Raw genomic sequence first — 18,919 nt, forward strand, 5'->3', positions numbered from 1 at the left:
TTACTAGTACAATCGAAACTCGCTTGTGAAAAGTGGCACCTGCGAAAATATTTTTTCGCTAACAATGCCACTTTTGTTCATTCATAAACGATAGTAGGTGTAGTAGACCTAATATAGGATTGTTGTTTTCTCCAAGTAATAGTTCATAACCGAAGAAGACGGTTGAGCAAATGTCGCATTGGTATCCAGAACGAAAGTTAAATATCCCGCCGGAACAAAACAAAGCACTCAACCATCATTAGACAAAGGAAAGTAGCACAAAAGAAAATTTTCACTTTGATGCTGTTTTCGCAGTTATATCAATTGCAACAAAACAGACACGCAAAAAAGAACAAAAACCAGTAACGTTGCTAACTGGCTTTTGTTCTTAGCTACTACTATTCCATTTGCTTGGCCAAAAAGCTTGAAGCCGTTTCGGTACTTTTTTGTTCGATATTACTAAGTTTTTTGCCTTCCTTTGAAAACATCATGACACAGCCAATTGGGTCACCATTTGCAATAATAGGACTTATGCAATAAGAGTCAAGCTCTTCATCTTTTCCTTGGATGGTTTCCAGTTTAGCTGGTTCTGTCTCAAATACAGGCGAGCGATTTTCCATCGTCTTTTCCAGTTGTGTTCCAATACTCTTATTTAAATAATCTTTTTTTGATTCTCCAGCTATTGCTATTACTTCATCGCGGTCACAGATTAGTACAGGATAGTGCAATGAATCAAATAATGCTTCTGCGTATTCTTTTGCAAAACTCCCCAGTTCATTAATAGGTGAATACTTTTTTAAAATAACTTCGCCTTCACGATCGACAAATATTTCTAATGGATCCCCTTCTCGTATACGCAATGTGCGTCTGATTTCTTTTGGAATAACTACTCTACCTAAATCATCAATTCGACGTACGATTCCTGTTGCCTTCATTATGATGCCTCACTTTCCTAATGATGATTGTCTCTGGTGTTATGTAATTTCAATGTTTACCTCAATGTGAAAAAAACACCAGTTGTGTCTATAGTATAAAACATCTTTGAAGAACTATACATCCTGAAGGAATTTTCTAATCATCACGATTCACTTCAGACAAATGGGTAATAAAATTCTCGACTATATCATAACGTTTGTGTTGTGTGTCTTTTGTCCATTTGAATATCACCTTTAATTTATTCCCTTCTGTTCCAAGCTGGACTTCACGACCAAAATTATTGGCAAGTTCGAATAACTTTGACCCATCAACCTGTTGACTGCGGTCTCCATCTACAAGCAACTCGATTTTTTTATTCTTTTCACTTATTGTTTCAACCCGCTGTTGTTTTGCAGCCCTTTTTAACGATGACACAACGAACAAATGCCCTACTTCTTCAGGGTAATCGCCAAATCGGTCAATTAATTCCTCTCGTAAATCTTCAATGTCATCCGTTGATTCGATTGTTTGAAACTGTTTGTACTTTTCAATCTTTTGTTTTTCGTCCTTGATGTATGTGTCAGGAATATATGCATCAATATTTAGTGTTAACTCTGGTTCAAATACCTTAATGTCGTCGAGTTCTTTTCCGTATTTACGTGCATCAATTGCATCTTTCAGCATTTGGGAATACATATCAAATCCAACCGAATCAATAAATCCATGTTGTTGAGACCCTAATAGATTCCCTGCTCCACGAATGGACAAATCACGCATGGCGATTTTAAATCCAGAACCAAGCTCCGTAAATTCTTTAATCGCTTGTAAACGCTTTTCAGCAATTTCAGTAAGTACCTTGTCCTTCTGATATGTGAAATATGCATAAGCAACGCGGTTCGACCTGCCTACACGTCCTCTAAGCTGATACAACTGGCTCAGACCCATTCGATCAGCATCATTCACAATTAATGTATTAACATTTGGAATATCAACACCAGTCTCAATTATTGTAGTACTTACCAGAACATCGTATTCACCTTCCAAAAAGGCAAATATAATATTTTCAAGCTCTGTCTCATTCATTTGGCCATGAGCTACAGCTATTTTCGCATCATCAACAAGCATACCTAGCTCACGCGCTACACTATCAATATTTTCAACACGATTATAGAGGAAAAATACTTGTCCACCTCGGGACATTTCCCGCTCAATCGCCTCTCGTATAAAAATCGGGTTGTACTCCATTACATATGTCTGGATCGGAAAGCGATTTTCTGGAGGTGTTTCAATTACTGATAGGTCACGAACACCAAGCATTGACATGTGAAGCGTTCTTGGAATTGGTGTTGCTGTTAATGTAAGGACATCGACATTTGTTTTAAGCTCCTTAATTTTTTCTTTATGTTTTACACCAAAACGTTGCTCTTCATCAACAACGAGTAGTCCTAAATCACGAAATTGCACATCTTTTGATAATAGACGATGGGTTCCGATTACAATGTCAACTAACCCTTTTCGAAGCCCATCCATTGTTTCCTTTTGTTGTTTTTTCGTTCGAAATCTGCTTAAAATACCAATATTTACTGCATGGTCTAAGAACCGCTCACTAATTGTTTCAAAATGCTGTTGGGCTAATATTGTCGTTGGAACTAAAATAGCCACTTGTTTTCCATCAGCAATCGCTTTGAAGGCAGCACGTATGGCAACTTCTGTCTTCCCATAACCGACATCACCACAAAGCAGCCGATCCATTGGACGCTCTCTTTCCATATCATGTTTGATTTCTTCAATACACCGCAGCTGATCTTCCGTTTCCTGGTATGCAAACGATGCTTCGAATTCCCGCTGCATTTCTGTATCTTCACTGAATGAATAACCTTTTCGTGCCTCGCGTTCTGCGTATAGCTTAATTAGGTCATCAGCAATATCTTCAACGGACGATTGTACTTTACGCTTTACTTTCGTCCATTCACTTCCACCCAGTTTATATAGCTTTGGCTCCTTGCCTTCTGAGCCAACAAATTTCTGTACTAAATCTATCTGATCAATCGGGACGAAAAGTTTATCATCACCTGAGTATTTAATTAGCATATAATCCTTGTGCATGTCACTAACTTCAAGTGTTTCAATGCCTATATATTTGCCAATACCATGGTTAGCATGAACAACATAGTCGCCAACTTTTAACTCCTGATAGTCTTTAATACGTTCTGCGTTTGAGATCTTCTGCTTCTTACGTGTGCGCTTCATTTTCTTTTTAAAAAGCTCATTTTCCGTTATTAAGACCAATTTATGCATCGGCATTTCAATACCACTGCTAATATTGCCTACAGCTATTGTTGGCTTAGCTACAGGAAGCACAAGCTTATTTGTAACGACTGAATCAATATCATAGTCTAGAAAAATGGAATGGATTTTTTCTGCCCGTTTTTTGTTTGGTGCTAAAACGACAACTGAAAAATCGCCTTTTTCCCAGCGTTTTAATTCATTTTGAAATAAATTCATCTGGCCATGAAACTCCTGCATGGCTCTTGACGACAGATTAATAATATTTTGAGGTTGTGTATTCGGTATATGCCGTAAGAAAACGGACATATAGAGCCGTTGTTGGGTCATTTTTTCCCATACCGAATGCCAGTCAAACGAAAATTTACTGCCACGAACCATTTTATTCGACTCTAACAGGCTGCTGTACCACTCTGCTTCCTCTGAGTCCAAATGCGTTGCCGTTTCTTGGATTCTGCTCATTTCATCCATTATAACCATACCATTTGAAGGTAAATAATCTAACAAACTAGCAGGATTATTATAGAGAAAACCAATATATTTATACATTTCCTGAAAACGTTCCAGATTCTTTAGCCGTTCAATATCATGTTCCATTACCTCAATCAGTGTTTCTTTCGCTTCCGGTTTTTTTAATTTTGTCAGTGAATCAGATAAGGCGTTTTCCACACGCTGCGCTCCTGTTACCATGTCTTCCTCACTTAACAAAAGTTCAGTAGCGGGACCAATTATAATTTCCTTCTTTTTATCCAATGACCGTTGAGATTCCGCATCAAAAAAGCGTATAGAGTCTATTTCTTCGTCAAATAGCTCAATACGGACAGGGTTTAATTCTGTTACAGGATATATATCGATAATGCCGCCTCGTCGACTGAACTCTCCTGGTGCTGTTACCATTGCTGTCCGTTCATAACCCATATCTACTAAGGATGATAGGTAATCCTCGACGTCAATTTCCTCACCAAAGGTAAAACGTAACTGATAATCACGCCAATAACTTGCTGGTGGTAAAATACGCTTCAAAGCAGCGACTGGGGCAATTAAGATTCCTGACTCGCTTTGTGACCACTCAGTCAATGCATCTATGCGCTGGCTTCTTAATTCAGGACTTGCAACAGCAATCTCTGAAGCAATCAATTCGTTTACAGGATACAAGTGGATTTGTTTATCACCCATAAACTCTGCAAGGTCATCATACAATTGTTGCGCTTGTACAAGTTGATGTGTGATTAGTAAGACTGGTTTATGTAATGATTCATTAATAACAGACACAAGTAAACTTCTTGCGGAGCCTGACAGCCCCGCAACAAGCTGTTCCTTCATGCCGCCGGAAATTCCATTAATTATTGATTCAACATCTTCTTTTGATCGTAAATATTCATTAATCCCTTTCATTTTTCCCCACCTGCTTAAGTGCAAAAATGCCTTGGTTAGCGTTGAGCTCCATCGCTCAGCAATAAGTGTTTTTTTACTTACGTTGCTAACCGACATGCACGCTTTTGAAATAACCAAAGCTTCTTTACGTATGTTATTGTATAAAATAATCTAACTCATGATACTGTGGATGATTGCCAAGTGATTCTTCACAGTTTTCACAAATGGTTTTAATATGGACATCACCATTATTTTGATATTGAATCATTTCCTGTTTATCTTCAGCTGACAATTTGTTCCACCCCAGCATCGATGTATCTACTACTTGCTGATCTAATTTACCAATTTCTTGTCCACAATGTCTGCATTTGTAGACAATAGACATACAAAAACCTCCTCGAATAAACATGGGGTATAATAAAGTTTATCCGAAAAGCATCTTTTTATACTATATGTGATTTCTAATTATTAAATTCATTCATTACTTCGGGAAATGACTTTTCTAACCACGCTTCACATGCATCTGCTGCCTTTTGAATACCGGAATCAACTGCTTCCTGTTTTTCTTTTGGAAATGATCCAAGTACATAGTCAACTACTTGTATTGGCCCTGAAGGACGTCCTATCCCAATTCTAAGCCGTTTAAATTCTTTGGTGCCTAAATGTTCAATAGTGGAACGAATTCCATTATGACCGCCGTGACTGCCTTTTTGACGCAACCGAATTTTTCCCGTTGGCAGATCGAGATCATCATAAATTACAAGAATATCATCAACATCAATATTATAAAAATCCATTAACGGACGAATAGATCCACCAGAGAGGTTCATATATGTTTGAGGCTGCAGGAGAATAACTTTTTCATCTCCAAGAAACTCAACCGTTGATTTTCCATTAAACTTGTCCTTCTTTAGTTTCCAATTGTGGCGATCCACTAATTCATCAATTACCATAAACCCAATATTATGGCGTGTTTTTTTAAATTTTCTTCCTGGATTACCTAACCCAACGATACATTTCATTCTGCTACTTCCTTTATGGACGAGTTTATCTAACTTTTTATATTGTACTGTCTTTATGTCAGAAAATAAAGCAAAACCCTCCTATAAAGATATAGGAGGGTTCATATGCTTAAGTCCAAAACTTATTTACTCTTCTTCATCGTCGTCTTTCGCACCAACCAGTTCAGGTTCAGCATTTTCATCTACTTCCTCGTCGGTCTCATCCAATGTATCTGGTGGTACTACCGTTGCAACAGTGGTATCTGCATCTTCTAGAAATTCATATTTACTTGCTTTTGGTAAATCGGAAATTGCAATCGTATCACCGATTCCAAGTTCTGAAACATCAACAGAGATTTGCTCAGGAATATCTGCAGGTTTCGCTCTTACCTGTAATTCAAATAATGGCTGCTGCAGGACACCGCCTTCTTTAGCACCAATTGCCTCACCCTCGAGATTCAATGGTACTTCTACGTCCATTTCCTCAGCCATATTTACGATATAGAAATCAGCGTGAATTAATTCATCTTTAAGTGAATCCATTTGATATTCGTGCAACATTACATCTTCCGCTTTATCACCCTCAATTTCAAGTGATATTATCGCGTTTCTGCCTTCGTCACGAACCGTTTTCACTAAGTCAATGCTATTTACAGCAATCGCTTTAGAATCCTTATCTTTTCCATATACAACTGATGGTACATGTCCACTTTCACGGATTTGTTTTGTTGCAGATTTTGAATGATCTTCCCGTTTTGTTGCTTTTAGTTTTACTGCCATGTTTATCACCCTCCATTATTTAAAAACCTGGAACTTCACCAAGTTTATATGGCAAAAATCTTTCCTAGTAACTAAAGCTTTCGCCATCAAGTAGCGATAAGCAAAAGTTTGCTGATCATCTCTTACTATTAAAACATAATTTTAGTAATAGACAAAATTTCTACGCATTTTTTATTCCCGTATTTTTATCATTTCAAACGTTTAATCGAATAAAATACTTACCGATTGCAATTCATGTATACGAATAATTGCTTCACCAATTAATGGTGCAACCGATAATTCAGTAATTTTATCACTTTGTTTCTCTTCAGGAAGTGGAATTGAGTTCGTAATAATCAATTCTTTTATTTTCGAATTATCAATTCGTTCAATCGCTGGACCTGATAAAACAGGATGCGTACAGCAGGCATAAACTTCTTTAGCACCGTTTTCAATTAATGCATTCGCTGCCAGTGTAATTGTACCTGCAGTATCAATAATATCATCTATAAGAATTGCTGTCTTGCCTTCAATATTACCAACGATATTCATAACTTCTGCAACATTTGGACGTGGACGCCGTTTATCAATTATACCGATTGGTGCTTTAAGACGATCGGCCATTTTTCGTGCACGTGTTACACCACCATGATCAGGGGAAACGATAACTAAGTCCTCAAAATTCTTCGTTTCAAAGTAATTAGACAAAATTGGCACACCTTGCAAGTGATCTATCGGCACATCAAAGAAACCTTGAATTTGTGGCGCATGCAAATCCAGTGTAATTACACGACTAGCGCCAGCTGTCTCAAGCAAATCAGCTACAAGCTTAGCAGCAATTGGTTCTCTTGACTTTGCTTTACGGTCTTGTCTGGCATAACCGTAGTATGGCATAACAATATTGATTGATCTTGCTGAAGCTCGTTTTAGTGCATCAATCATAATTAATAGCTCCATAATGTGCGTGTTGACTGGAGCACAAGTTGATTGAACAACATACACGTCACAGCCGCGAATGCTTTCTTCAATATTAATTTGAATTTCACCATCACTAAAAGCAGAAACCGTACACTCACCTAATGTTGTGCCAATATGGCTTGCGATGTCCTCCGCTAATTTACGATTTGAATTCAATGAAAAGACTTTCAAAGACCGATCCTTGTAGCTAGATGCCATGAGATAACCCTCCGTTAGTTTTTATTTCTGTTTTTTATCCTTGATGCATAGCCTTCTTTATTCGTTTGTCTTGCACGCGCAACAGATAACGAATCTTCAGGGACATCCTTCGTAATCGTTGATCCTGCAGCAACATAAGAACCTTTCCCTACTGTAACAGGAGCAATAAGATTAGAATTGCAGCCAATAAACGAATCATCTTCAATTGTGGTTAAATATTTATTTTTTCCATCATAGTTAACCGTAATCGTTCCACAACCGATATTAACATTACTTCCAACTTCTGCATCACCAATGTAACTTAAGTGGGAGACTTTACTTTTATCTCCGATGACTGTCTTTTTCACTTCAACAAAGTTCCCGATTTTTGCTTCATCGCCGATTGATGCTTCTGGCCGGATATGAGCATATGGTCCAATCTGCACACGACTGCCTATTTTACTATCTTTGGCAACACTTTGTTTAACAGTACTTGCTTCACCAACTGAACAATTAATAATTTCACTATGCGGGCCTATTTCAGCATCAGTTTTTATAATTGATTCACCCTTTATAATTGACCCAGGATGTATCAGGACATCCTGTTCAATTATAACATCTGGGCTTATATATGTGTTATCTGGATCTAAAATTGTAACTCCATTTCGCATATGTTTTTCATTGATACGCTTTTTCATTGCTGCTTCCGCCTGAGCTAACGCCACACGGTCATTAACACCAAGGGTTTCTTCAGAATCTGGTGTGATTGAGGCACTAACCTTCTCGTCCTCACTTCGCAAGATTTCAATTACATCTGGTAAATAATATTCACCTTGCACGTTATCATTTGAAACTTTTTGCAGAGCCTCAAACAATGCTTTGTTGTCAAAACAGTATGTACCTGTATTAATTTCATTAACTAACAGTTCCTGGTCATCTGCATCTTTGTGTTCTACAATCCGCTCTACTTCATTGTTTTCATTACGAATAACCCTACCGTAACCTGTAGGGTTTGAAAGTTTTGTTGTTAAAATGGTCGCCTTAGCGCCTTCTCGTTCATGATGATCAAAAAGCGCTTGGTATGTTTCACTTGTAATTAGCGGCGTGTCTCCACACACTACAATTGTCGTTCCATTCTTATCTTTTAATAACTCCTCTGCCTGTATTACGGCATGTCCGGTTCCTAACTGTTCTTCCTGAATGACAAGCCTGCTTTGGTCTCCAATATGGTCAGACACTTTTTCAGCACCATGCCCCACAACAGTAACCATATCTTCCAGCTGCACAGTGTTTAATTGTCCTATCACATGCTGCAGCATTGGACGACCTAAAACAGGGTGTAGCACTTTATATAATTTTGACTTCATTCTTGTGCCCTGTCCGGCTGCAAGAATGATAGCATAACGGTTCGCCATGAAGAATCCTCCATTCTAATTATCCATTATGAATATATCTCAAAAAAGAGATGATTTCAACAGATACAAGAATATGGAGATTAATAATTTTTGGAAAAAGGTTGCATTTTAGTAGATTGTTGTTCCTGAAATAAAAATCGATATACTGTGAGGTATTACTTAATAATCAGCATACATTTCGCCCCTGTTGTTGCAGAACCCATTTTTAACGGAACGAGGATCCGGCTCACCCCTACGAGGGCACCTTTTCTGCTATTAGCGGAATGAGGATCCACTTCGATTGGCTGGCGGATCCTCGTTCCGTTATTTGTTTGAAAACTCTTGTTTTTAGCATCGGGATGAATCCTCATTCCGCTATTTGTCTTTTTTACCTCAATTTTGGCTGATTTTTTGCATTTAGCGGAATGAGGATCCGCTTCGATTGGTTGGCGGATCCTCGTTCCGTTATTTGCTTGAAAACTCTTGTTTTTAGCATCGGGATGAATCCTCATTCCGCTATTTGTCTTTTTCACCTCAAATTTGGCTGATTTTTTGCATTTAGCGGAATGAGGATCCGGCCCACCCCTACGAGAGCACCTTTTTTGCTATTTAACGGAACGAGGATTCACTTCGATTGGTTGGCGGATCCTCGTTCCGTTATTTGTTTGGCAGATAAGAAAGTATAAATACTTTTTTACTGCATAAGTGCAACTAAGGCTTATCTATATTAACTCTTGGCGATAAGCCGAGTTTTCTAAAAAACCCTCATTTGGGTTCGGAATTAGTGTACTATCTATGTATTTCCTTGTACCTAAACCCGTTAGGAAAAACGACTCTGATTTTATAGAATTACAAAAAAAGAAGGCTAACCTGGATGCAGATTAGACCTCTCGTTGATCATGTTTTTAGGAAGCGCCCGCTTCTTCATATCGCACTTCTTCTTCACCAGCACGACGGTATTCTTCAAGTACCGCGTCCTGTATTTTTGCACGAGTATTGGAATTAATGGGATGTGCAATATCCCTGAATTCACCGTCAGGAGTACGTTTGGATGGCATAGCTACAAACAATCCATTATTTCCATCGATGACACGGATATCATGGACAACAAACTCCTGATCCAAAGTAATCGATGCAATTGCTCGCATTCTTCCCTCTGTGTTAACGCGGCGTAATCTTACGTCAGTTACTTCCATGATGTTTCACCACCTTTTCCCTTTTGAACTTATTATCAATAATTCAACAAAACAATGAGAATTCCTGCCTATTTTAAAAAAAAATTTGAAAAAAACCAAAAAAAGGCAAAAAAATAAAAATCTTTCAATTTATGAAAGATTTTTATTTGATTCAGCTATGAAAATTACCTGGCAAAACCTCAATATTTTTCTGTTTTATATCCACATTGGTAATTTTAATTAACGAAGTATAATTATCGACAACGCGTTCGTCTTCCTCATCGTCTGCTTCTGCCAGAACACCGATAGCCTTTACGTTTGCATTAAATTCATCTAAAAGGCTAGTCATTCCCGTAATGGTGCCACCAGCTTTCATAAAGTCGTCAATAATACATACATTGGCATTGTCCTGTAAACTTCGCTTTGGCAAAACCATCGTCTGAATCTTCCTGGATGAACCTGAAACATAATTGATGCTTACAGACGACCCTTCTGTTACTTTTGGATCCCTTCTGACAATCACGACAGGAACATTAAGAAAAGATGCCACTGCATACGCAAGTGGAATTCCTTTCGTTGCAACTGTAACCACAACATTAATTCCCAAGTCAGAGAATGCAGAAGCCAGCACTCGTCCAATTTGCTTAACTGTGTTTGGGTTACCAAGAATATCACTCATATATAAATAGCCGCCAGGAAGAATTCTAGCAGGGTCCTCCAACGTATTACAGAGATCCTGTATAAACTGCTTGCTGTTTTCTCCTGAGAGGTTTGGAATATATCTGACACCACCTGCGGCACCAGGGAGTGTTTGCAAATGACCTATTCCTTCTTCCCGCATTACGCGATCAACAATATCCAAATCCTCACTTATAGATGATTTGGCAGCATTATACTTAGTGGAAAAAAACGGCAGTGACGTATGTTTTTTAGGATTTTCAAAAAAATAATTTGTTAAGGAGACTAATCGATCACTTCTTTTCATAAATACACCTCTAAAACCGAATGATTTTCATCAACTATATCATCATCATACGTATTTAAGCAAGTTTTAACGACGATCAAGTAGTTGAACGATAAAGACCTGGTTACAGAATCCCCTTAACCCGTTATAAATACGTTTTGCTTTGCTATAGTGTTCGACAAGCCCCGCAACGGTTGGACCACTTCCACTCATCAGTACACCGGTGGCTCCTGCTTCTACCATTTTTTCCTTAATATGCTGTACATCCGGACAAAAGGAAAATGTCACAGTTTCCAACGCATTACCGATATTTGCACATAAGTTCGAGAAACTTTTTTCTTCCAAAGCACGGATGATTTCATTTGTATTTGGGTGTGAAATTTCTTGTAGATTTACTTTTTGAAAAATACTCCGTGTGGAAATTCCAATATTCGGTTTTGCCAATATAACGAAACAAGGGGGCGGTGCAGGCAATTCACGAATTTTCTCGCCATGACCAGTGCCGAGTGCAGTAGTGCTATAAATACAAAATGGCACATCAGATCCAATGCTTTCCCCTAATTCAGCTAATTCCTTTAAAGATGCACCTACAGACCACATACGGTTAAGCCCACGCAATACAGCAGCAGCATCACTACTTCCACCACCAAGACCAGCTGACACGGGTATGTTTTTTTCTATTTCAATTCGAACGCCAAGATTTATCCGGTATTTATTTTTGAAAGCAAGTGCTGCTTTATATGCAAGATTCCGCTCATCATTTGGAACATACTGGTTATCAGCAGATACCTCTATTCTATCTCCATCAACCGAATATAGTTCAACACGATCAGCTAAATCTACAGATGTCATTATCATTTCTACCTCATGATATCCATCATCTCGTTTACCGAGGACGTCAAGCGACAAATTTATTTTGGCTGGCGCTCTTTCAAATAAAACCATCTCCGTCACCCACTTTTTAAAACTATACCAAATTGTATCATATAATTAAAAGTGAAGGCGACTGGTTTGTGGTGACCATATAAGCAAAAAAACTGTAGAACGAGTGGTTTTTCGTTCGAAGTGTCTGGTTGCTTATGTTGCGAACCCTAGAGAGCCTTAACTGGATTATAAGAAAAGCGGAGGCAACTGTATCGAGCCGCAGTAAATTTTTTATGCTATTTGTTTGATCTCCAAATGTTCTGCCTGATGTCTTTTCGTTTTTCCACTACCTAATTAGAAAATAAATCTATACTTAATTGCTTAGAAAACTTGGCATTCGCCAAGCCTTAATGGCGAGTGCCTTAGTTACACTTATGCAATAAGAAAGGATTTATACTTTTGTATGAAAATACCTCTCTGACTTGATTTTAACGGACACAGGAGACGCTATTTCTATATAAAAGTAACCTTCTCGAAGTTAACCGGACACAGAAGCCCTTATTTCACTTATATCATGGTTATTTGACTGTATTTATGTGAAATAAGGTCCCTGGTGTCCGCAAATACCACCATTTTCGTGGATTTCTGCTAAATAAGGTCTCTGGTGTCCGCAAAACCTTGAATCTGCTATATTCAAAATAATTTTCATAATAGGTGGTGGCTGCACATTTTAGCAGCCATGGTGGTTTCTTAACTGCGAAAAAATGGCAAACCCATTTAGGGTCTGCCATTCGGGTTCATATTTCGCTCGGCCATTTCAAGTGCGTGTTTCACCATGTTCCCAGCATCTCTCGACTTAATGCCGCCCCAGCCTTCTTGTTGTACTGTGTCGTAAAAGCCTAACTCTTTGGCAATTTCTTCTTTCAGTTGGTCTGACATTATTCCGCCACGTCTAGCCATGAAAGAACATCCCCTTTCGTATAAGAGTTTATTCCTACGACATGTATAGCTTATGTATTTATCCGCACCATACTCCAGTTATATGTATACAAAAAAGGAAATAATTTAACTTTCAAATTGATACTGCTTCAGCATATTTTCTAATTTTAGTGCTAAATTTATATTACCATCGATTTTAAGCTTCCCTGTCATAAATGCTGTCGTGCTATTTAAATTCCCAAGCAGAAACTTTTTAAAATGTTTTACTTTCATTTTCAAGATACAGTCCGATTCTTTCTCATTCGTATAATGAACTGTTGCCTCACCATCCGTAAACTCCAATTGGTACTTCACAACATCAACATCATTCATTAAATGGAACTCATAGACTGCATTCGTTTCTTTATACGGGGCTTTATTTGCTTGCAACTGCTGGTCAATCTGTTCCCATATCTCTTTGACCGAAAACCTCTCCAATGATTCCATCTCTGCTCCCCCTTTTCAGATTAGAAAACTTGGCTTATCGTTCGTCGAACTTATCCGGACACAGAAGCCCTTATTTTGCATATATCATGGTTAATAAAGGCAATATGTGCTAAATAAGGTCCCTGGTGTCCGCAAAACCTCATCTGCTATAAGGAAAATGTCTCTAATTCGATTAAATTCATATTCATGACTAGATGGGGACTGCGCATTTGGCAGCCATATTGGTTCTTAACTGCTAAAAATATAAGCAGTAAACTTAAGTTTACTGCTCTACCATCAATGCTCTCTCTTCGTTAAAGTTCAATTCTACAGTTTCTGTTAACACGTCTGCATAGCTATATGAAACACGTTCGAATGAATTCTCATCTTGGTCTAGTTCAACAATGAAAACAGAAGGATATGTTTCCGCCAATATGCCGCATCGTTCAATTGTTTTTCTTCTACCGCCATTGGCTTTAAGTTTTAATCGCTTTCCAATTTGGCATTCAAGACCTTGCTTAATTTCTATTAATGTTTTAGCCACTATACTCCACCTCACTATTAATATAATATCACAAGCTTGTATAATCGTCAAATAAAACATAACATTATAACAGTATATCTTTTTCTATGTCAACAAGTAAATTCAGCCTTTCTGCCTATTATTTCAAAATGTTAACAAATTATGTATTAATTTTTGTTAGAAATCTTGGCTTATCGCTAAAAAGACCCGAACGAAATTACATTTAGCCAGTTTAGAAATCTAAATTTTGTAGTGCAATCTTTTAATTAAAGCTCGTTAAACTCCTGCAGTAACTTTCAATAAGTAAAGCTGATGTCTAGTGCATCAGCTTTACTCTTCGGATTCTTCTTCCGCAATATATGGCATCCCCGTTCTGAGGAGACCTCTAGTTTCTACTCCACCCATACCTTTCTCGCCAGTTAATGTATTGCGCAACGCATCCCATACGCTAACCTTCTCCATAAATGGAGTGTAGGCAATTTTTGCTGCTATATAAACTGGGTCCAATGCATGAATATTTATCCGTGATGGGGAGCTTGCGAAATTTGCTCCTGCTCTAATCAGTGATTCAAAGTGAGATTGACAGGCGCCAGCAAATATTACAAGCTGATCTAAGTGTGGATCCTTTTGCCGTGCTGCACGGACGGTTTCTGCAAAATATTTGGAATGACGATAAGCACGAAGGTCATTTTTGAGACCTTTATTTTTTGAAAAGGCATCATGACCTGTTATGACTATAATATTTGGCTGGATTTTTTCAATTAATGTGCCAATTTCAAATGGCATCTCTTTCTCGTTAACGTAAACGCCATGAACCTGCAACCCCATTCGCTTATATAATTCAATACATTTTCTTAAATAGGTTCGATCCCCATCTATGTGCAGCACCTTTGCTGGCAATTGAAAAAAACTGGATGTGTTCTGATACCCGTCACTTGACTGATAATCACGTTTTTCTTTCATTAATTGATAGTCCTGACGAAATAGCCTGTAAGAGAATTCTTCCTGTTCTTTTTCTTTCTGTTTTCTTTTTTGTAAATCCCGTTCCTGTACATGTGTTAAATCGTCCAACGAAGCATCTGCAACGAGACGAATATCTTCGCCGTGAACTACTGCAGCATCCTCTGTCAACGATGCAATACGAAACAACAAATCATGTTTATGTGATATACGTGTTACTAATTCACCTATTGAAAAGCTCATAAAGCCACCTCACAGCCTTCACTCGGATGAAAGCATATCCTATCCATAGACTATGAAAAAAAGGGCTCTTCTGTGCCTTTAATTAAATAAGGCAAATAATTTAAACGCATGGATTGCTATCCATGCGTTTCTGTGGGCTAATTATATTGTCATTCACCTGCTCCTGATGAAAGAGCAGTAGCTTTTTATTAATTTTCTGCAGCTCGGAAAAATGCATTAGCCAATACTGCAAATTCATGCATACTTAATGACTCTCCACGCCTTGTTCCATCAATACTAATTCGTTCAAGTATCGCAGAAATCATTTCTTTGTCATATGCATCATTAAAATAACGAACCAGATTATTTCGCAATGTTTTTCTTCTTTGTGCAAAACACGCCTGCACAAGTGCAAAAAAGTAATCCTCATCATCCACTTGAACAGGTGGTTCATTCCTGGTTGTCAGCCTCAAAATACTTGAATCCACATTTGGTTGCGGCATGAAGACACTTTTAGGGACATTCATTAATACTTCAGCATTTGTATAATATTGAACAGCAATCGTTAATGAACCATAGCTCTTATTGTTTGGCTTGGCTGCCATTCGCTCAGCAACTTCTTTTTGAATCATTACAGTGTAACTTGTTACAGGTAGTTTATCACGTAACAATTTCGTTAAAATTGGAGTTGTAATATAATACGGCAAATTCGCCACAACATGAACCAATTGATCTGGTTTGAGGTGATTCTTAATCATTTCATCAACATTTGCATCCAATATATCCTGGTGAACAACCTGGACATTTTCATATTCTTTTAGTGTATCTTCCAAAATAGGCAGTAAACGCTGATCAATTTCATAGGCGATCACTTTATCAGCGTGAATTGCCAACTGCTCTGTTAATGCTCCAATACCTGGACCAATTTCAATCGCTGTGGTCGATTTATCGATTCCAACTTGCTTAATGATATTTTCCAGGATATTTACATCGATTAGAAAGTTTTGTCCCAAGCTTTTTTTAAAGGAAAATCCATATTTTTTCAGTATTTCCTGTGTCCGTTTAGGGGTAGCAATTTTTTTATTTGGCATTATTTTCCTCCCGCAGTACTTGGTTTATCGACTTTTCAAATTGGGCTTTTGATATCTGAAACATAGTAAGACGCTTAAGCAGCTGTTTCCCATTGGTATGTCCTATTTGAAGTAATTCACCAAGACGTTCTCTTCTGTAACTTGCTTTTGGACTTCCTATTAACCCATATGTGATCAGATCTTCCCTGGTAATTTCACTGTCTTCGTGATTTTTCAGTTCATAAACATCCTGTAATGACTTTCGGATTGCTGCGATTGATGCATGTTCAATCCCAAGACTTTTATTAGACTGCTTCGCGCGAGCATTATCACGTGTTAAAAAAGCATGTTTACAGCCAGGAACAGCATTATCAATAATTTGACGAATACGCTCACCTGGATAATCAGGATCGGTAAAAATAATAACGCCACGTTTAGCCTTAGCATGCTGTATTTGTTTTAGAATTATGTTATCAATAGCTGATCCATTTGTCTCGATTGTATCTGCCTCAACAGCTTGACGGATTTTAGCTGTATCATCACGACCCTCAACAACAATAATCTCTTTGATCATCAATGTATATCCTCTTTTCAATAATAAATAAATGCTCTTACCACTTTATCATGGTAAGAGCATTTTATCATGTATTAATCAAGCACTTTAACTTTTACATTATATCTGGTTCCAAAGGCTAATGCATCAGCCCTGGTTGGTAAATGGACATCAACATGGTTACCATTAACACCGCCACCAGTATCTCCAGCAATTGCAGTTCCGTACCCTTCTACCCATACGGTTGATCCTAATGGTATAACACTTGGGTCAACTGAAACGACTTTTTTATTCGGATTCGCATTTAAATTAATTCCTGTGGCAGTATAACCTGAACATCCAGCACAATCAGCGCTATATGCAGTTACCCGCATCGAAAATACTTTTCCGCCAGATTTATCAGAATCATTACTGCTGCTAGAAACTGTAACTAATTCTTTCTCTTCTTTCGTACCGAATGCAACCACACGGTTTTCACTTTCTTGCTTTACCTTTTCGCTGATAAGTTTGCGATTAACTTCCTTGCCATTTTCTTTGGTAACTTCAAATTTTTTAACTAAAAGTCCTTCATTACCTTCTTCTATAACGCGTTTTTTCCCTTTTTCAAGATTTTTATCTTCGCGTTTTTCTGTTTTATAATCAATTTTTTCCTCTACTTCAACAGTTTCTTTTTCAACACGGACTACCTTAATAGTGGTATTTTCGGTTACCTTTCCATCTGTGTTTGCTTTAATTTTATCTGATTTATCGTAGGAAATTTTACTTTCTTCTAATACCTGATCGACTGTTCCACCGTTAGTCCAAACTTTCTTATTCTTACCGCCATCATTGATCGTGATTTGAAATGCTTTATCGATGGAAAGCTCAAGTCCTTCACTAACCGCATCTGATTTATCATGTGAAACTTCATCATGCTTTGATAAGGTCATGTTGTTTTCCTTTAGGAATTCTCCAACTGTATCCATCGTTGTATGATAAGTTTGTTCTTTGCCATCTATTGTTACCGTTATTTTATTAGCTTCTTTGTATGTAATGTTCATTTCATCGTCTATTTGTGCATCCATATCATGTGAAAGTTTATCATGTTTACTAAAATTAATCCCTAATTCAGCCAGTAGTTCTTCTACTGTGTTTGCGTGTGTCTTTACTGTTTGTTCTTTACCATTTTCTGTTACTACCACTTCTGCTTTCGTTGCTTCAAAAAGTGTAACTCCAGAAAACACAACCAGTGCCAATACACCAATAACAGAAATAACCAGCTTCATTTTAGACGCCGGCAACAGCTTTGAAAAAATTTTCATGCTTTTTGCCTCCTTCTATTGCGACTTTGATTATAGTAATACTTGTATGCAATTTCAACGATAATCCGTTTACGGTTTGTTTACATTCAAGTTACAAATAATTACCCTTGTATAACAACCACCTCTCAGACCTTGGCATAACTTGTTTTTTTACATAAAAAAAGAGACTGACATTAGAGCCAGTCTCAAAAGAATACCCATAACTATGTGGATTATTACACTTATATTTCAGCAAATTTCATGTATTTTTTCCAATTTTAAATAAAGAAAAGGCGTTTTCTGTCGTAATCCGACTGAGTTCATCGAATGGGACATCCCTTAGTTCAGCAATTTTCTCTGCCACCAATTTAACATAGGAGGGCTCGTTGCGTTTTCCTCTGTTTGGATGTGGTGCAAGGAATGGTGCATCCGTTTCTACCAGTAATCGTTCTGAAGGTACTTCAACAGCTACCTCTTTTGGCATTGTCGCATTTTTAAATGTCACTGGTCCTCCAAGCGATATGTGGAAATTCATATCCAGGCATGCTTGTACATAATCAACTGAATCGTTATAGCAATGCATGATTCCGCCAATTTCTTTTGCATTCTCTTCCTGTAAAATTTCGATAATATCTTCTGTTGCCTCCCGGTTATGAATAATTATTGGCATATTAACTTTCTTAGCTAGTTGTATTTGCTTTCGAAAGACGTCCTTTTGAACTTCTTTCGGGGACTTATCCCAATGATAGTCTAAGCCCATCTCTCCTATAGCAACTACTTTTGGGTGTGCAGATAATTCTTCAATCCAGGCTAAGTCTTCATCTGTCATATCAACCGCATCTACTGGATGCCAGCCAACCGCTGCATAGATTGTTTCGTATTGTTCAGCTATTTCAAGCGCTGGCGGAATTGTTTCACGGTCAAATCCAACCACTACCATATATTTTACTCCAGCATCAAATGCCCGCTGGATCGTTTCATCACGGTCCTCTGAAAACTGTGCTGCATTCAAATGGACATGTGTGTCAAATAGCACATAAA

General features: G+C 37.8%; 19 protein-coding genes. All 19 read right to left on the reverse strand.

The features are described from left to right. Positions 1-377: 377 nt before the first annotated feature. The gene (spoVT, locus tag ACE1TG_RS12050) at positions 378-914 is read right to left on the reverse strand and encodes a stage V sporulation protein T (RefSeq protein WP_375052640.1); all 537 of its coding nucleotides are present in this window, start codon (positions 912-914) and stop codon (positions 378-380) included. Positions 915-1,050: 136 nt separating this feature from the next. Then, complete coding sequence (gene mfd, locus ACE1TG_RS12055) at positions 1,051-4,575, reverse strand: transcription-repair coupling factor (RefSeq protein ID WP_375052641.1); 3,525 nt, start codon at positions 4,573-4,575, stop codon at positions 1,051-1,053. Positions 4,576-4,708: 133 nt separating this feature from the next. Further along, positions 4,709-4,939, reverse strand: a complete 231-nt coding sequence (gene fin, locus ACE1TG_RS12060) for an anti-sigma-F factor Fin (protein WP_375052642.1) — start codon at positions 4,937-4,939, stop codon at positions 4,709-4,711. A 76-nt stretch (positions 4,940-5,015) separates the two neighbouring features. Beyond that, the gene (gene pth, locus ACE1TG_RS12065; protein WP_375052643.1) at positions 5,016-5,576 is read right to left on the reverse strand and encodes an aminoacyl-tRNA hydrolase; all 561 of its coding nucleotides are present in this window, start codon (positions 5,574-5,576) and stop codon (positions 5,016-5,018) included. A 126-nt stretch (positions 5,577-5,702) separates the two neighbouring features. Next, the gene (locus ACE1TG_RS12070; protein ID WP_375052644.1) at positions 5,703-6,335 is read right to left on the reverse strand and encodes a 50S ribosomal protein L25/general stress protein Ctc; all 633 of its coding nucleotides are present in this window, start codon (positions 6,333-6,335) and stop codon (positions 5,703-5,705) included. Positions 6,336-6,536: 201 nt separating this feature from the next. Continuing rightward, on the reverse strand, positions 6,537-7,490 hold the full coding sequence (locus ACE1TG_RS12075; RefSeq protein ID WP_375052645.1) for a ribose-phosphate diphosphokinase: 954 nt from the start codon (positions 7,488-7,490) through the stop codon (positions 6,537-6,539). Between the two features lie 14 nt (positions 7,491-7,504). Next, on the reverse strand, positions 7,505-8,884 hold the full coding sequence (glmU, locus tag ACE1TG_RS12080; RefSeq protein ID WP_375052646.1) for a bifunctional UDP-N-acetylglucosamine diphosphorylase/glucosamine-1-phosphate N-acetyltransferase GlmU: 1,380 nt from the start codon (positions 8,882-8,884) through the stop codon (positions 7,505-7,507). Between the two features lie 155 nt (positions 8,885-9,039). After that, on the reverse strand, positions 9,040-9,396 hold the full coding sequence (locus ACE1TG_RS12085) for a hypothetical protein (protein WP_375052647.1): 357 nt from the start codon (positions 9,394-9,396) through the stop codon (positions 9,040-9,042). A gap of 372 nt (positions 9,397-9,768) precedes the next feature. Beyond that, complete coding sequence (spoVG, locus tag ACE1TG_RS12090; protein ID WP_092506310.1) at positions 9,769-10,059, reverse strand: septation regulator SpoVG; 291 nt, start codon at positions 10,057-10,059, stop codon at positions 9,769-9,771. Positions 10,060-10,210: 151 nt separating this feature from the next. Beyond that, positions 10,211-11,023, reverse strand: a complete 813-nt coding sequence (gene purR, locus ACE1TG_RS12095) for a pur operon repressor (RefSeq protein WP_375052648.1) — start codon at positions 11,021-11,023, stop codon at positions 10,211-10,213. A 66-nt stretch (positions 11,024-11,089) separates the two neighbouring features. Next, entirely contained in the window at positions 11,090-11,947 is an 858-nt protein-coding gene (gene ispE, locus ACE1TG_RS12100; protein WP_375052649.1) for a 4-(cytidine 5'-diphospho)-2-C-methyl-D-erythritol kinase, read from the reverse strand. 696 nt (positions 11,948-12,643) lie between these two features. After that, a complete protein-coding gene (locus ACE1TG_RS12105; RefSeq protein ID WP_375052650.1) occupies positions 12,644-12,826 on the reverse strand; it encodes a small, acid-soluble spore protein, alpha/beta type in 183 nt (60 codons plus the stop codon). Positions 12,827-12,931: 105 nt separating this feature from the next. Next, positions 12,932-13,291, reverse strand: coding sequence for an SCP2 sterol-binding domain-containing protein (locus ACE1TG_RS12110; protein ID WP_375052651.1), 360 nt, complete (start codon positions 13,289-13,291; stop codon positions 12,932-12,934). A gap of 262 nt (positions 13,292-13,553) precedes the next feature. Next, positions 13,554-13,814: a biofilm formation stimulator Veg gene (gene veg / locus ACE1TG_RS12115; protein WP_092490955.1), complete on the reverse strand. Its 261-nt coding sequence runs from the start codon at positions 13,812-13,814 to the stop codon at positions 13,554-13,556. A gap of 309 nt (positions 13,815-14,123) precedes the next feature. After that, positions 14,124-14,996 (reverse strand): sporulation peptidase YabG, encoded by an 873-nt coding sequence (yabG, locus tag ACE1TG_RS12120; RefSeq protein WP_375052652.1) that lies wholly within the window; start codon positions 14,994-14,996, stop codon positions 14,124-14,126. 188 nt (positions 14,997-15,184) lie between these two features. After that, entirely contained in the window at positions 15,185-16,066 is an 882-nt protein-coding gene (gene rsmA, locus ACE1TG_RS12125) for a 16S rRNA (adenine(1518)-N(6)/adenine(1519)-N(6))-dimethyltransferase RsmA (RefSeq protein WP_375052653.1), read from the reverse strand. Continuing rightward, positions 16,056-16,622, reverse strand: a complete 567-nt coding sequence (gene rnmV / locus ACE1TG_RS12130) for a ribonuclease M5 (protein WP_375052654.1) — start codon at positions 16,620-16,622, stop codon at positions 16,056-16,058. Before rnmV ends, rsmA begins: the two co-directional genes overlap by 11 nt. A 71-nt stretch (positions 16,623-16,693) precedes the next feature. Further along, complete coding sequence (locus ACE1TG_RS12135; RefSeq protein ID WP_375052655.1) at positions 16,694-17,899, reverse strand: resuscitation-promoting factor; 1,206 nt, start codon at positions 17,897-17,899, stop codon at positions 16,694-16,696. A 238-nt stretch (positions 17,900-18,137) separates the two neighbouring features. After that, a complete protein-coding gene (locus tag ACE1TG_RS12140; protein WP_375052656.1) occupies positions 18,138-18,914 on the reverse strand; it encodes a TatD family hydrolase in 777 nt (258 codons plus the stop codon). Positions 18,915-18,919 lie beyond the last annotated feature (5 nt).

Source organism: Virgibacillus sp. JSM 102003, assembly GCF_041949995.1.
In the GTDB taxonomy this organism is placed as follows: domain Bacteria; phylum Bacillota; class Bacilli; order Bacillales; family Amphibacillaceae; genus Lentibacillus.